We start from the raw sequence: 13,458 nt of genomic DNA, 5'->3' as shown, positions 1-13,458 counted from the left end.
TTGGCCCAGGCCGTCTCCATTTTTGGCGGGCTCAGTGCAAAGGCCTTGGCACCGGGTTTGGCTGCGAAGCCGCTTAGGCAGGTGATGGCCAAGGCCGGAAAAGTTGCTGTCGGGGTTGGTTACCAACATCACCCGCAGCATAGTTATTCACGGCGAGCCCCAGTCGCGGGGCTGTCCAGTTCAAATGGTAAGAGGGTTGGTGCGGTTTGCGCTCTGGTTCCTTTCGCCATCCGTTGAGGTGGTGCAAGCTGTTCGGGAGAGGGCATTCAGCGTTAGGTGCCAAGGGAGACCTTGGTGGTGACCGGCCACTAACCAGGCGGTCAACCGGACGCCAAAAGCGTACCGCTTTTGGTTCCCTCCGCTGCGCTCCGGCGCCGGTTACCTCAGCGTTATAGGTACCCATGAAGCACCTTCTTGAAGACAACAACATCAGGCTAAAAGAAGACGCTGACGTTTTTGGCAGAATCGCGCAGGCGGGTGCGAAAGTTATCTGTGTCTCAAAGCAAGGTAGGTTTAATGGATTCGCGATGCGGGTGCCGCCACCAGAATTTGAAGCTTTAATGTTGTTTAACTCGCTCGAAGCAGCGGGCAAGGCACAGGCAATTAAAAAGTTGGTCGAAACTTCGAAAAACAAAGACGATCAGATAGTGGAAGTCGAGATTAGCGAAAACAATCACGCGAAGTTCTTTCAGGCATGTCAAAACTCAATGACTGCTATTACTTTTGCCGTCAGCGCACTGGAGTCTTGGGCTAACAAATCGATAGCTATTTTCGGTCAGAAAAATGGCCAGCCATCTAGCCTTATTATCGAGCGGCCCGATAAGCCAAGCCGAGAGGTCCTCTCAGATCAAGTGCCACAAGATCTGAAAATTCCTGTTCGCGTTAAATTGTTTCAGCTAGTCCCGCAAATCTTCGATGTCGCCCCTCTCAAATCATCAAGCACATTGCGAGAACAGATTGATGATTTGGTCGAAGAACGCAATATCGTCATGCACATGCAACAGAAACTCAATCTCTCGAATGAGGAAGTCGATAGAGTATCTTTTGCAATAAAGCTTTTTAAAACGAATTCTTTTACACCGACCGAACACGCAGTCAACTACATGAGCTACGTGTACGAGAATTCTGACAGGGCAGTTCCGGCTTGGCTTCAGAAGGCTCAGTCGGAACTCAAAAGCCTGAAGCGAAAGTTGAGATAAGCTATAACAAGAGGCTGTTGTCGGACGCACCTCCGCTAGCGCTCCGGTGCGCCGCAAAGCCAAGCGTTACGTTTCGTCGTCGACAAAGCATCGAGTATTTGAATGAATGTAGAAGTCATCGGTGATCGCGAATTTATCACCTCTGTTCAGGAGCAAGACGGTGTTTGGGTGCTAATGGCAGGCCAATCGCTTTATGCCCTACAAGCGGAGGGTGGCAGGGGTCTTCCTGTCTGGTCATCAGCAGAAAAAGCAGAAGTGTTCGCCGAGAATTTGAGCCAAAAAGGGCTCTTCCCGGTGTTCGTGCCGATGAGCAATTTCCTGGGTGCTGCCTGGTTGGGTTCGTCGAGTCTACAAATCGTCGATGTTTTGGCTTCGCCCCGCTACGGCCAAGAGTCTCTCACCTACACAGCCGAGGACCTCCGTGCCAGACTTAGAACGTAACAAGGCAATCAAATTCGTTCCAGCCCGATGGGCCTCCACCGGACGCCCTTGTCAGGGCGCCGTTTATTGCTGGCGTTAATTGGTAAAGATATGGAAGTTGTCGTTCAAGAAGAAGTGACTGGTTGTGGCATTGCGGCATCTGCTGCACTGGCGGGTCTCAGCTATGCTGAGGCCAAAAATAGAGCCAGCGTTCTTGGTATTCACGCATCAGACACATCACTTTGGTCCGACACGGAGTACGTCCGAACGCTTTTGCGAGATTTCGGTATCTCCGTCTCTCCCAAAGAAACACCATTCGAGTCTTGGGACCAGTTGCCAGACAAAGCCCTTCTCGCCATTAAATGGCGAATAGAGCAGGGCAAGCCATTTTGGCACTGGGTTTTGTTTGTCCGAGAAAATGGCGAGGCAAAGGTGCTCGACTCCAAAAAGATACTGAAATCAAACGTTCGCCGGGATTTCGGGCGCATCAAGCCCAAGTGGTACATTGAGGTATCCAATTAACAAGTCGCTGTAGTACGCGGCCGATGGCCGCCGGACGCCCTTTACATTGCGGCTTCGCCTCCATTACAAGGGCGCCGCTAAGCTCAGCGTTATGTGTACAAAGATTCCACCTCGGAGATAGTCAATGGAAGATGATTTTGAAGTCGAAATAAGCCCTCTTTGCCAAGAACTGACAGCTGAGGGGAAAACGGTCAAAGTCGAGATCTACCGCGGTGATACTGGTGGCTGGATTCTCGAAGTGGTGGATGAATTCAATAACTCCACCGTATGGGATGACGAGTTTGATACAGATGCTGCAGCACTGGATGAGGCTAAAGCGACTATCAGGGATGAAGGCATCGATTCGTTAATTGGTATCGACTCGTGAACCTCGGTGAAACAACCACATAACCAGTGCAGGCACGGCGACGCCTACTACATTGCGCCTTCGGCTCCATTCCATAGGCGCGCATGCTGCAAGCGTTATGCCTTGTGAAAACATGGACGAGTACGTATCCATACATGGCGATGAGTGGAAAATTTCCGATATTGATGAGCAAATAAAATGGGCTCGGGCGCAGCTATGGGTAAAGCGGAAGTGGCTGCCCAGAGCCGCTCTCGTATCCAAAGGTAAAACGTCAGAGTACGTCGGCCAAAGCTATCGTCCGGAATATACCGAGCTTGTTGAGGATGGTTGGAATCACGACCATTGCGAAATATGTTGGTGGTCATTGCACGAAACAGATGATCCTGAGTCAGATGAAGGCTACACCATAGAAGGTCGCACTTGGCTCTGCTGCGAGTGCTATGAAAAATTTATTCGGACTGAGGCATAACAAGGTGGTAAGGGACGCCAACTACGCTCCACTCAGTCGGCATCCCTTACCACTGGCGTTATATTTCCTAGGGAGCGGTTATGGGCTTGTTCAGCCTTTATCGAGGCAGGAATATCGGCAAGCTAGCAGCGGTTAATGCTCTGGGAAAGGGTCCCCTGAAACAACGCATTGATCTCGTCGAGCTGGTGCTTAAGAACGGAGAGAAAGGCGTGGGTTTGAAGGTCGTTGCGAAGAGTCTTCTGTCTTATCAAGTTTTGCCCGTCTCACTAAGCGGAGACCAAGCCAGGGAACTTGCACATCAGATACTGAAGGCCATGGACGAAGAGTAAATATAACCAATCAATTAAGTTCGTCCCGGCCTATCGACCGTCCACCGGACGCCCTAGTCGGGCGTCGCATATTATTGGCGTTATCCAGTGAATTCAGACTTATGACTGCGGTGAAACTGAGGGAACTTCTTCATCAAGACAAAGCGGCTGTAGTAGCCATGCTTCGTGATCCTGAGGTAATGAGGTTTCTTGGCCCCCGCCGCGCTCTGACCGAAGATGAGGCTGGGTCATGGTTCGAAAGTGCGCTCGCTCATCCGTCCCGGTTCGTTGTCGCAGAGGCAGAGACTGATGAATTCATCGGGTTCTGCGGCGTTAAGCAGATAGATGGCGTTCTAGATTTTGGCTACTTCATCAGGTCAGAGTTCTGGGGTAACGGCATAGCTGTCCGGGCGTGTGAGTTGGCAGTTCAAAAATTGGCCGCGGATACTGATTTAGAGACTGTCCAGGTTTTCATTGCGGATGAAAATGCTGCCAGTAAAAGGGTAGCTGAGAAATTGGGTTGGCAAGCCACACATAGCGGATCTAAGGATGGAGAGCATGGCCGATACTATCGAATCACCCTGTAACAAGGCGCTCAACCGGGCGCCAAAAGCGTACCGCTTTTGGTTCCCTCCGCTGCGCTCCGGCGCTGGTTACCATCAGCGTTAGTCTTCAAGGAGAGAGCAACCTATTCATGCTGTATATATTTGGAGGGCTACCCGGGACAGGAAAAACAGAAGTTTCAAGAGCTTTAGCTGAGCGAAAGGGCGCTGTTTTTCTACGCATAGATTCGAAGAAGAGTTCAGGCAAGCTTGGCGTGATGTGGCATGTCAAGCGGGCTGTGATTTCAGGGAGATCGAAGGCACGGCGACGGCCCATCCATTGCGGCTACGCCTTTGATACAAAGCCGCGTGCTGGCGGCGTTAACTGGCACGTAAGACAACCCCTACACTCAGAGCTACGAGGGCCTTTTGTACCTTGGCACCGGTGGACTTCGAAAGGCAGTACTTCATAACACTATCAAGCGTCTAGTAAACCGTGGCCTGCCACCATCACGGAATTGCCCTATTTTGACGCCATCAGGATGACTGCTACTTTGAAGGGTGAAATCACACAGACTACGAGGGCAAAGCCATGAACCAAGACGCTGACAAGCCGCTCGCGCAGGAAACACTTTACGTATTGGTGGCAGATAGTTCCCGAGCCAGGCTTTTCCAGGCGGTCACGCCTGTAAAAGTGCTAAATGAGGTTGTGACCAAAGAGCATGAAAAGGGCCGCGAAAAAGACTCGGAACGCTATTCTGACCGGCCGGGAAGCGATCATGGTGGTGTTGGCGGCTACCAAAGCTATGACCGTGAACCCTCTGAAGACCCTGAAGAACGGCGTTTTGCCGCACAACTCAGCGAACAACTCGAAAAGGCCCGCCATGAAGGCCACTTTGATAATCTCGTTCTCATTGCGCCCCCGGAGTTCCTGGGGGTCCTGCGCCACCAATTAAGCAAAGACTGTATGGCGGCGGTGGTGAAGTCTATCGACAAAGACCTGGTGCGACAGGAGACTGACTCTATTATCGAGCACCTTGACTTATAACTCTCACGCCAGAACAAGCCACCCCTGGTAAAACCGGGGTGGCTTTGGCCTACTGACGCGACGTTACATGCTTTTCCCTTGCGCCACATGCCGCTCGTGAAATTCGTCCATATATTCGCCTAGCCGCTGCCGAGCGTTTTCAAGTTCCTCCCAGGCTTCCTGCAATTCGGATAAATCCTCCTGCGCGGGCGTCTGATCCTGGGTACCGCTGTCCAGGCTTTCATATTTGGCATCAATCCGTTCTGCCACATTCTGGTATTTGGCCCATGCCGCATCATAGCCTTCACGCTCGGATTTCCATTCGTTCGCATTTACCATGGTTTGCCTCCTTTCGCTGCATATCAGTTCTTGGGGGATAGTCGTTTCACGTGGGGCGAAACGAGGTTCTTTCAATCCGGGTGTGGGTTCTACACCGTTTCCACGGAGGGTTTTAGAACCGCTTCAGACGTATTTTGGCGCGCTGCCACAATGACCCTGACCCCGTATCAGGTCCACCCAGAGTTGGAAATTCCCGGTTGTGCCAATGCACAATCTCAACGTCCGCGAGGGCTTAGATTAGGTTTGGAAGGGGGAAGGGGAGCAGCGAGTGGCCGATGGCATACGTCACACCATCGGCCCGGGCTCAAGAATAAAAACGACGGTTAGTTAGTGAGCTTGTCCCATTCTTTCTCTGCTTCGTCTCTCTTCATGCCGTACTTTTCCTGAAGCTTGCCGATAAAGTGCTCTCTTTTACCGCCGATTTGGTCCACGTCATCGTCGGTTAATTTACCCCAGTTTTCGCGCACCTTACCTTTCAGCTGTTTCCAGTTGCCTTCCAAAATGTCGTTATTCATAGCATCCTCCTCATTGTTGGCCCCTGAGTAGATCCCTGGATGCAGGACCGAAGGCCAGAACTTCAGTGCATGGAGATTGGCATCGACTAACGTGATGCCAATTTGCTGTGATTACTGCGTTCCTTCGGTTTTTAACGTGGCACACAAACAAAACTGTGACAATGAATGGCCCGGCTATCGTTCGGGTGAGCTTATGTATATAGTTTTTAAGTATTTGAAAATAAACGGAATTATACTTTGATTAGGAAAGTGTAAGTTTCCCGTAAGGCGAAGGTTTTGGTATACCTTATCCTTAGGTTTCAGCCTAATGTCACGGTATCTGGACCCACGGCGGCTTGGTTTGGACTTACCCCGATACACATGTCACACCCCAGCCTCCACCGGACGCCCTTGTCAGGGCCCTGCTTATTTCAGCATTAGAACCGCAACCCTGAGGGGCTAGTAATTTGAGAAAAGTATTGATGAGTGCATGCCTTTTAGGGAAAAAGGTCAGATACGATGGTGGAAGCCTTTCGGTACACGATCAACTTGTGGAGAAGTGGGTATCTGAAGGCCGGATCGTTTCCGTGTGCCCGGAAGTGGAGGCCGGGATGAGTATCCCCAGGAAACCTGCGGAGATCTTCGGAGGTAGCGGAACCAGTGTGTTAGACGGTGAAGCTGACGTTTTTGAAAAAGGCGGAGATGTTGTCACCGATGATTTTATCGCAGGTGCCTCCATTGCTTTGGAGCTGTGCAAAAAGTTCAACATTGAGATAGCCGTACTGGCTGAGTCCAGTCCTTCTTGCGGCAGCTCTTTCATCTATGATGGTAGCTTTTCAGGTAATCGGACTCCTGGCATCGGGGTTACGGCCGCGTTGCTGCGTCGGCATGGTATTCAGGTGTTTAGCCAACATGAGATAGCGGATGCCAACAAGGCCATCCACGCGACGAGTGCGTGATGGTGGGCGTTATGAAGCAAGTTTTCGGCAAAGTGTTCGGAACCAGTGATGGCAATGAGTACGGGATCATTTGAAAGACTACGAAACCGGTTCCTGAAGAGCTTTCTATTGTAGTTCGTTCCGGACTGGAGCTTACATCGGGTGCTCCGGTGGGGCACGGTAAGGAGAGCAGATGAAAATTTACGGTGATGCCAAATCCGGCAACTGCTACAAAGTTCAGCTGGTGTGTAACCTCCTGAACATCGACCACGAGTGGATTGAGGTCGATATTCTGGCTGGTGACACCAGGTCCGACGAGTTCTTGCGAAAGAACCCCAATGGCAAAATACCTCTGCTGGAGCTCGATGAGGGCGAGACGCTTTCCGAGTCCAACGCCATTATCAACTTTCTGACAGGCGGGTCGACGCTTTACCCCGAGGGTGGGCTGGCTCAAGCGCGCATTCTGCAGTGGCAGTTTTTCGAACAATACAGCCATGAGCCCTATATCGCGGTAGCCCGCTTCATCAATAAATACCTTGGGCTGCCTGATGACAGAGCAGAGGAATATGCGTCGAAGCAAGCCGGCGGCCACAAAGCGTTGCGAGTGATGGAGCAGCAGCTTCAGAAAACGCCTTATCTCACAGGCGAGCATGCGACCACGGCAGACATCTCGCTTTATGCCTACACCCACGTAGCTCACGAGGGCGGCTTTGAACTGGCAGACTATCCGGCGATTCTGGCATGGCTGAACCGGGTGGCTTCGTTGCCAGATTTCAAGCCGATGGCCTGAGGCCATTGGCTTTTCTGAGCTTTCCAATCCAGTGAACCGGATGCCCGCGTCGGGCGCTTAACAACAGCCTTGTATGAACCAAAGGGATTGTTTATGCATAGATCGATAGTGTTGGTTGTGTTGTCTTTCCTCCTGCTGACAGGCTGTGCCTCTCACCAGATACCTGTCAGGCACAAGGTCGCCTTGTCTTCTGACTCAGAACGAATCGCTTATGACGTGGTCGGGAGTGGAAAAACGGCTCTGGTGTTTATCCACGGCTGGAGTTGTGATGGACGCTACTGGCAGCAACAAATACCGGCGTTTGCCGGCGATTATCAGGTAATTACGGTTGATCTGGCGGGCCATGGGCACTCATCGGTTGGCCGCTCTGATTATTCGATGGTGGCTTTCGCTCACGATGTGAAGGCCATTGTTGATCAAGAGCGCATTGAACGTGCGATTCTGGTAGGGCATTCGATGGGCGGTGCGGTGATTGCCGAAGCAGCCAGATTGATGCCGGCCAGAGTTGTTGGTGTGATAGGGGTTGATACCTTGCAGAACGTTGCGGAGCGAATTCCCCAAAGTGTCGTTGAAGAAATGGCTCAGCCCTTTGAAGCTGACTTTACGACGGCGGCAAAGGATTTTGTCGCACCTATGTTTCCTGAAGGTGCCGATGAGCCCTTGGTTGCCTGGGTGAAAGAAGATATGTCTTCTGCGCCAAAGGCCATTGCCTTGAACGCTTTCCGAAACTATCTCGGGCGATATGTCACTGGCGAAGCGGCCACTGCGTTTGATGATGTCAGGGTTCCCGTCATCTCGATAAACGCCAGGTTGTGGCCGACAGCGGTGGAAGAGAATAGAAAACACATTGATGATTACCAGCTTATGTACATTGAGGACGCTGGCCATTTCCCGATGTTGGAAAGGCCTGAGGCGTTCAATGAGCTTTTGAAGCAGGCCATTGACTCGATCGAGGAAAAGGGCAGTAAACCCATTTAACTGCCGGGCAGGGCATGCTTGGTGGCACGCGGGAATTCTGAATGAGCAGCAGCTCCAATAAACCATCCGAGTTGGCGCAAAGCTGGATAACGAATGCCGAACTCTGGACCTCGGCGGTCCGTGACGGCGATATCGAGAGTCGCCGCCTGGTGACTGACCAGGCCATGATCAACGCCGTGCTCGCCCAACATCCAAGGCGGGTGCTTGACTTGGGGTGCGGAGAAGGTTGGCTGGTACGGGCGCTCGCCAGTCATGGTGTTGACTGCGTCGGGGTGGATGGCTCCCCCGGGTTGATTGAAGCAGCCCGGTCCCTTGGGGGAGGACGATTCCACGTCTGTACCTATTCTGAGCTTGTCGACGATGCCCGGAAGATAGGCCACAACTTTGATGTGGTGTCTGTGAACTTCGCGATCCTCCATGAAGACGTGGCCGGGTTATTGCGGGCCCTACGGCCGTTGCTTGCTCCTCGGGGAAGAATGGTCATGCAGACGGTGCATCCCTGGTCGGTGAGCGGCCCCTATCTCGACGGTTGGCGCAATGAGGATTTTCGGGATTTCCCGGGAACATGGCAATCCATGCCCTGGTACTTTCGCACGCTCGGCTCCTGGGTAGCGTTGTTCCGGGACTGCGGTTACTCCATCATAGAACTAACCGAGCCTCGTCACCCATCCACGGAGCTGCCTTTGTCTCTTCTGGTCGTAGTGGAATAAAAAAGAAGAGCAACACCGCAATTTTATGAATAACTGAAGACTATGCTGTGAGTTCAGAACTGGGAGAGGCCCCTCGTAATCAACGGGTTAAGCCGCATATGAAAAAGCTCATTGTCATCGCTTTTTTTTCGTTTTCTGCCTCGGCGGCGGAGCCGGCAACAGAGAGGTTCATTATCAATATAGAATCTCGCTGCGCTGAAGGCGAGGTTTCGTGCAACCAAATGACCTATCACAGTACAAGCAAGGCAACAGGAAATAGCATCATGCTGGAAGGGAGTTCCTGGCACACACTCTGTGCCGACGGCGATACTCCCTGCCGTTTTCTCGGGTATAAGTTTGAGAATGGAAATACCACGTACTACGTGCATCAGGATGGACTGCTTGAAGTTATACGTAACCGGGATGAGGTATTAGTCCGGGAACGGGGTAGCTGGCGAAAGGAATGATCTATGAAAGGCGAATGTCTCTGTGGAAGTGTAAAGTTTGAAATCACAGAGGAAATCCGAAACCTCTATCAGTGCCACTGTTCGCTCTGCCGAAAAGCCACTGGAGCGGCGGCGAATGCCGCAACTTTTGTAAATGAGCATGCCTTTCGTTGGGTTTCCGGTGAGAGCGGTATACGCAGTTACAAGAAGCCCAGTGGGTTCAGAAGCGATTTTTGCTCGGTCTGTGGCAGTCCGGTTCCTAATAGTCTGAGGGACAGCGGGATGGTCTGGATTCCTGCTGGATTGATGGAAGAGACTCTTACGTCGAAGATATCTGTTCATCTTCACACAGAGTCTGCTGCATCCTGGGAAGAAGAATCGGCTCGGTGTGTGCGATTGGCCGGCGGGCCTGAAAGCTTGGAAACGCTTGATAGTATGTTGTAGCCCGTTCTAGCCTCCACTGAGCTTTTTGATAGCAGCAATATCGATTTTTCCCATGGTCATCCTGGTGCCGAAGGCACGCTTGGCAACAGCGGGGTAGGTAAGTGGTAATTCTATCTCCAGGTTCGGGGGCATTTAGCCGCTGAAGGTGATCTCAGGGTTTTACCGCCTGTAACTATTTGGATTCAAAGCAAACATGGAAGTCTTGGCTAAGATTGTAATCAGCGTGGTGGGTAGTTTTCTGACCTACTATATCGTCAGCAATGCGGCAAAGAGATCATCAACTGCTGAGACCGGCGGTAAGCTTTTCTTCGGTTGGTTCCTTATATTGACCAGCTTGGCGTCTACGCTGATTGCGGCAGGAATGCTCTGGTTGTTGTTTTTTGTTGACCATGGCGGTCAGGATATCCCCATCATCCTGATGTTGGAGATGTTTGGCGCCTTCGCGATTTATGGATGGGCCGAGGTGATCTGGACCAGAGGTTGCTTTGATGATGAGTCTCTGACGTTTCAAAGCCTTTGGCAGGGTAAACGGCGGTTTACGTGGAGTGAGTTAAGAAGCATAAGCTTTAACAAGCATCTGCATTGGTACGTTCTTCGTTTTCGCCATGGGAGGACGATTAGAATCTCAATCTATCTAAACGGCCATGGATTGCTGCTCGATAAGATCGAGAGCATGGGATATGACGTCTAGTAAAATCCACGTGGACGGGTTTAAAAAGGTTGTGCAGTGGCCGCTCAGGACTCCTGAATGACCAAAAGCTCCTCGGGATTTCCAGGGAACTGCAGGAGGCAGTATGATTCGGGTTGTTTATCGTTGGAAAGTTAAGGAAGAGAACTTCGCGGACTTCAAGAAGGTTTGGGTTCGCACCACCAACCATATCCATGAAACCGTGCCCGGAGCCCTGGGTAGCTTTATGCTCCGCAGTCCTGAGGACAAAACCGAGGTGCTCACCGTCGCGAAATGGGATTCCGTGGAAAGCTGGAAAGTATTCTGGAGCGGGGAAAACCCTGCGCAGATGGTCGGCATGCGGGCACTGGGGGAGCGCGTTTCAGTGATGCACTATGAGGAAGTCGAAGACTTTACCCGTTAGCTCTGGCTGCAAAGCGTCAATCGACCAGCCAGTGGCGTTTCTTGCTCCCATCACTTGATCCAGGTGTGGCTCTCAGGGGCCAACCGCTGCCTCGATTGCAGCAATATCGATTTTTCCCATGGTCATCATGGCGTCGAAGGCACGCTTGGCAACATTGGGGTCCGGGTTATTGATCGCCTCGGTAAGGGCCACAGGGGTTATCTGCCACGAAAGTCCCCACTTGTCTTTGCACCATCCGCACGCACTTTCCTCGCCCCCGTTATCGACTATGGCATGCCAATAGCGATCTGTTTCTTCCTGGTCCCAAGTCGCAATCTGGAAAGAGAAGGCCTCGTTATGCTGGAAGGCGGGGCCGCCGTTGAGCCCAAGACAGGGAACGCCAAGCACCGTAAATTCAACCGTTAAGATGTCGCCCCTGGATCCGGCGGGATAATCCCCGGGTGCGCGCAATATCCTGCCGACTGAGGAATCGGGGAAGATGCTGGTATAAAACTGAGCGGCCTCCTCAGCCTGGCCGTTGAACCAGAGGCAAATGGTATTTCTCGGATGTGTCATGGCAATAACCCTCCTGGACGTTTGGTTTGTGTCTATGAGTCTAGTCGGTTGGGAATGGTCGAAATCGACAACGGCTATCGGCAACTATCCAGAAGGCGAGTGGCGTGCGCCTTTACCGCGTGTTTGAGCTCAGCAGGGGAATGAATGGTGAAAGCAAAGGTCAGCTGGGCGAGCCAGCTGGCGAACCACTCGAAGCTGTCGACGTGGGTTTCCATCAAAAGCCCATCGGCAGTTTGCTGAATGCCATCACGGCAGTATTCGCCGGGATCAAATAATGAGGCTAGCGTTGCAGGATCGGTATGAAAGGTCAGGGATACCGCGTGGGTATTGTTCCAGGCCATGAAGCTCTGGTGCAGGAATTCTGCGGCATCAAAATCTGCAGGCCGTGTGAAGCGGTCTGCGAGCAGCTGAACCTCGCTGATTCGGTCCAATCGGAATGAGCGCATGGCCGATCGGAGATGGCAAAACCCCGTGACATACCAGCGCCCCTGTCTGAAGACCAGGCCGTAGGGGTCGATTTTCCGCTCCATTTCCGAGTGTTGTGGAGCGTGGTATATGAAATGGACTGAACGAGCGGTTTCTGTGGCAGTGGTCAGTGTGTCCAGTGCATGTTCATCCAGATTGGGCTCTTTGCGCGGCAGGATTACTCTGGCTGTCTCGCTGATGGCCCGAGCCCGACTTTTCAGCTTGTCGGGCATTACCCGCTCCAGTTTGGCCTGAACACTCGCAATGGCGGGCGCTGCATCGGTCAATCCAAGTTGCTTCGCGGAAAGCAGGCCCAGCGAGATCGCCAGCGTTTCCTCGTTGGTGAACATCATCGGCGGTAGTTTGAAGCCCGCCACCAGTCTATACCCACCGTAGCGCCCCTGTTCTGTCATCACAGGAATACCCAGATCCTCCAGTATCCGGATGTAGCGCCGAACCGTGCGCCGGTTTACGCCCAGCCGTTGCGCTAACTCCCCTCCGCCCAACTGGCCATGAGCCTGAAGTAGTTCCAGAACAGTCAATACACGGGTGGTTGGGCCAGACATGGGCGCCTCCGGGGAGCTGAATCAGCCGTCAGATGATGCCACGAATTATTTCATTTATTTAGGACGGATTCTTGCCTAGTTGCCGCATAAGCTGGCGCTGCAGTACACACAATCATGAAAACAACTGGCAGGAAAAGGAGATCAATATGTCAGATCTGACGTTCTATACCCATCCCATGTCCCGTGGGCGCGTGGTTCGATGGATGCTGGAGGAAGTGGGCGCCGATTATACGGTGAAAACACTGGAGTTTGGCGGGGATATGAAAGGGCCGGAATACCTGGCCATTAACCCGATGGGCAAGGTGCCCGCTATCAAGCATGGCGACGTGGTGGTGACTGAAGTCGCCGCGATCTGTGCCTGGCTGGCCGATCGGTTCCCGGAAAAGAATCTGGCTCCCGGGCTCCACGCACCGGAGCGTGGCGGGTATTACCGCTGGCTGTTTTTTATGGCGGGGCCTTTTGAAATGGCGAGCAGCGCCATCGCTTATGATTGGCGGATCGATAGCAGCAACGAGCAGGCTGTAGGGTGTGGGCCAGTCAACGACAGTATTAAGGTACTGGAACAAGCGCTGGCAAAAACTCCCTATATCTGCGGTGATCAGTTCACGGCTGCAGATGTGCTGGTGAGTAGTTACCTTTGGTGGGAAATGATGCAGGAAAACATCCCCAGGCTCGATGTGTTCCGGGAGTACACCGACAGACTGGAAAGCCGGCCAGCGGCCAAACGTGCCAACGCACTGGACGACGAACTGGCAGAGCAGCTCAAAGCCGCAGTGGTCTGATTTTGTCGGCTCTGATATCCGGGGCATGATAACCGTGCCGGGCAGGCC

22 protein-coding genes and 1 pseudogene are annotated in these 13,458 nt (G+C 52.5%); 19 read left to right on the top strand and 4 right to left on the bottom strand.

All coding sequences use genetic code 11. The annotated features are described in order from the left end of the window. From C7436_RS18860 to C7436_RS05865, 10 genes and pseudogenes are all read left to right on the top strand, one after another. Positions 1-237 (top strand): hypothetical protein (locus tag C7436_RS18860; protein WP_211329853.1); only part of this gene is annotated, 237 nt, incomplete at its 5' end. Between the two features lie 164 nt (positions 238-401). Next, on the top strand, positions 402-1,199 hold the full coding sequence (locus C7436_RS05900; protein WP_121207008.1) for a hypothetical protein: 798 nt from the start codon (positions 402-404) through the stop codon (positions 1,197-1,199). Between the two features lie 102 nt (positions 1,200-1,301). Then, positions 1,302-1,640: a DUF2750 domain-containing protein gene (locus tag C7436_RS05895; RefSeq protein ID WP_121207007.1), complete on the top strand. Its 339-nt coding sequence runs from the start codon at positions 1,302-1,304 to the stop codon at positions 1,638-1,640. A 66-nt stretch (positions 1,641-1,706) separates the two neighbouring features. Then, positions 1,707-2,141, top strand: a complete 435-nt coding sequence (locus tag C7436_RS05890; RefSeq protein WP_228198064.1) for a hypothetical protein — start codon at positions 1,707-1,709, stop codon at positions 2,139-2,141. Between the two features lie 124 nt (positions 2,142-2,265). Then, on the top strand, positions 2,266-2,508 hold the full coding sequence (locus C7436_RS05885; protein WP_121207006.1) for a hypothetical protein: 243 nt from the start codon (positions 2,266-2,268) through the stop codon (positions 2,506-2,508). Positions 2,509-2,620: 112 nt separating this feature from the next. Then, on the top strand, positions 2,621-2,956 hold the full coding sequence (locus C7436_RS18680; RefSeq protein ID WP_147423428.1) for a hypothetical protein: 336 nt from the start codon (positions 2,621-2,623) through the stop codon (positions 2,954-2,956). 80 nt (positions 2,957-3,036) lie between these two features. Next, a complete protein-coding gene (locus tag C7436_RS05880) occupies positions 3,037-3,285 on the top strand; it encodes a hypothetical protein (RefSeq protein ID WP_121207005.1) in 249 nt (82 codons plus the stop codon). Between the two features lie 101 nt (positions 3,286-3,386). Continuing rightward, on the top strand, positions 3,387-3,851 hold the full coding sequence (locus C7436_RS05875; protein WP_121207004.1) for a GNAT family N-acetyltransferase: 465 nt from the start codon (positions 3,387-3,389) through the stop codon (positions 3,849-3,851). 107 nt (positions 3,852-3,958) lie between these two features. Next, positions 3,959-4,057, top strand: a pseudogene (locus C7436_RS18915) (AAA family ATPase); the annotation flags it as partial. 341 nt (positions 4,058-4,398) lie between these two features. Then, a complete protein-coding gene (locus C7436_RS05865) occupies positions 4,399-4,854 on the top strand; it encodes a host attachment protein (protein ID WP_121207003.1) in 456 nt (151 codons plus the stop codon). Between the two features lie 63 nt (positions 4,855-4,917). Here the strand turns inward: C7436_RS05865 and C7436_RS05860 are convergent, their stop codons facing one another. Both C7436_RS05860 and C7436_RS05855 read right to left on the bottom strand, forming a co-directional pair. Continuing rightward, a complete protein-coding gene (locus C7436_RS05860) occupies positions 4,918-5,172 on the bottom strand; it encodes a hypothetical protein (protein ID WP_121207002.1) in 255 nt (84 codons plus the stop codon). 323 nt (positions 5,173-5,495) lie between these two features. Next, complete coding sequence (locus C7436_RS05855; RefSeq protein ID WP_113878835.1) at positions 5,496-5,687, bottom strand: CsbD family protein; 192 nt, start codon at positions 5,685-5,687, stop codon at positions 5,496-5,498. A 446-nt stretch (positions 5,688-6,133) separates the two neighbouring features. Between C7436_RS05855 and C7436_RS05850 the strand changes: the two genes are divergently transcribed. The 8 genes from C7436_RS05850 (at position 6,134) to C7436_RS05815 (ending at position 11,042) form a co-directional block, all read left to right on the top strand. Further along, positions 6,134-6,625 (top strand): 2-thiouracil desulfurase family protein, encoded by a 492-nt coding sequence (locus C7436_RS05850; RefSeq protein WP_211329852.1) that lies wholly within the window; start codon positions 6,134-6,136, stop codon positions 6,623-6,625. Between the two features lie 172 nt (positions 6,626-6,797). Further along, positions 6,798-7,394 (top strand): glutathione S-transferase family protein, encoded by a 597-nt coding sequence (locus C7436_RS05845; protein ID WP_121207000.1) that lies wholly within the window; start codon positions 6,798-6,800, stop codon positions 7,392-7,394. Between the two features lie 69 nt (positions 7,395-7,463). Next, positions 7,464-8,372 (top strand): alpha/beta fold hydrolase, encoded by a 909-nt coding sequence (locus C7436_RS05840; protein WP_228198063.1) that lies wholly within the window; start codon positions 7,464-7,466, stop codon positions 8,370-8,372. Positions 8,373-8,413: 41 nt separating this feature from the next. Beyond that, complete coding sequence (locus C7436_RS05835) at positions 8,414-9,082, top strand: class I SAM-dependent methyltransferase (RefSeq protein WP_113878839.1); 669 nt, start codon at positions 8,414-8,416, stop codon at positions 9,080-9,082. Positions 9,083-9,180: 98 nt separating this feature from the next. Then, positions 9,181-9,528, top strand: coding sequence for a hypothetical protein (locus C7436_RS05830; RefSeq protein WP_121206998.1), 348 nt, complete (start codon positions 9,181-9,183; stop codon positions 9,526-9,528). Between the two features lie 3 nt (positions 9,529-9,531). Continuing rightward, positions 9,532-9,951 (top strand): GFA family protein, encoded by a 420-nt coding sequence (locus tag C7436_RS19100; protein WP_121206997.1) that lies wholly within the window; start codon positions 9,532-9,534, stop codon positions 9,949-9,951. 193 nt (positions 9,952-10,144) lie between these two features. Continuing rightward, positions 10,145-10,642 (top strand): PH domain-containing protein, encoded by a 498-nt coding sequence (locus C7436_RS05820; RefSeq protein ID WP_023010739.1) that lies wholly within the window; start codon positions 10,145-10,147, stop codon positions 10,640-10,642. Positions 10,643-10,745: 103 nt separating this feature from the next. After that, complete coding sequence (locus C7436_RS05815) at positions 10,746-11,042, top strand: antibiotic biosynthesis monooxygenase family protein (protein ID WP_121206996.1); 297 nt, start codon at positions 10,746-10,748, stop codon at positions 11,040-11,042. Between the two features lie 72 nt (positions 11,043-11,114). On the opposite strand, the gene C7436_RS05810 is transcribed toward C7436_RS05815, so the two are convergent. After that, entirely contained in the window at positions 11,115-11,597 is a 483-nt protein-coding gene (locus C7436_RS05810) for a VOC family protein (RefSeq protein WP_121206995.1), read from the bottom strand. Between the two features lie 74 nt (positions 11,598-11,671). After that, on the bottom strand, positions 11,672-12,628 hold the full coding sequence (locus C7436_RS05805) for a helix-turn-helix transcriptional regulator (RefSeq protein WP_121206994.1): 957 nt from the start codon (positions 12,626-12,628) through the stop codon (positions 11,672-11,674). 146 nt (positions 12,629-12,774) lie between these two features. Here C7436_RS05805 and C7436_RS05800 point away from each other — a divergent pair, with 146 nt between their 5' ends. Further along, positions 12,775-13,410 carry a glutathione S-transferase family protein gene (locus tag C7436_RS05800; RefSeq protein WP_121206993.1) on the top strand — a complete coding sequence of 212 codons (636 nt, stop codon included), beginning with the start codon at positions 12,775-12,777 and terminating at the stop codon, positions 13,408-13,410. The last annotated feature ends 48 nt before the right edge of the window (positions 13,411-13,458 follow it).

This window comes from Marinobacter nauticus (genome assembly GCF_003634635.1).
GTDB classification, from domain to species: Bacteria; Pseudomonadota; Gammaproteobacteria; order Pseudomonadales; family Oleiphilaceae; genus Marinobacter; species Marinobacter nauticus.
The sequence above is the reverse complement of the archived record's forward strand: the minus strand, read 5'-3'. Positions and strand labels throughout refer to the sequence as shown.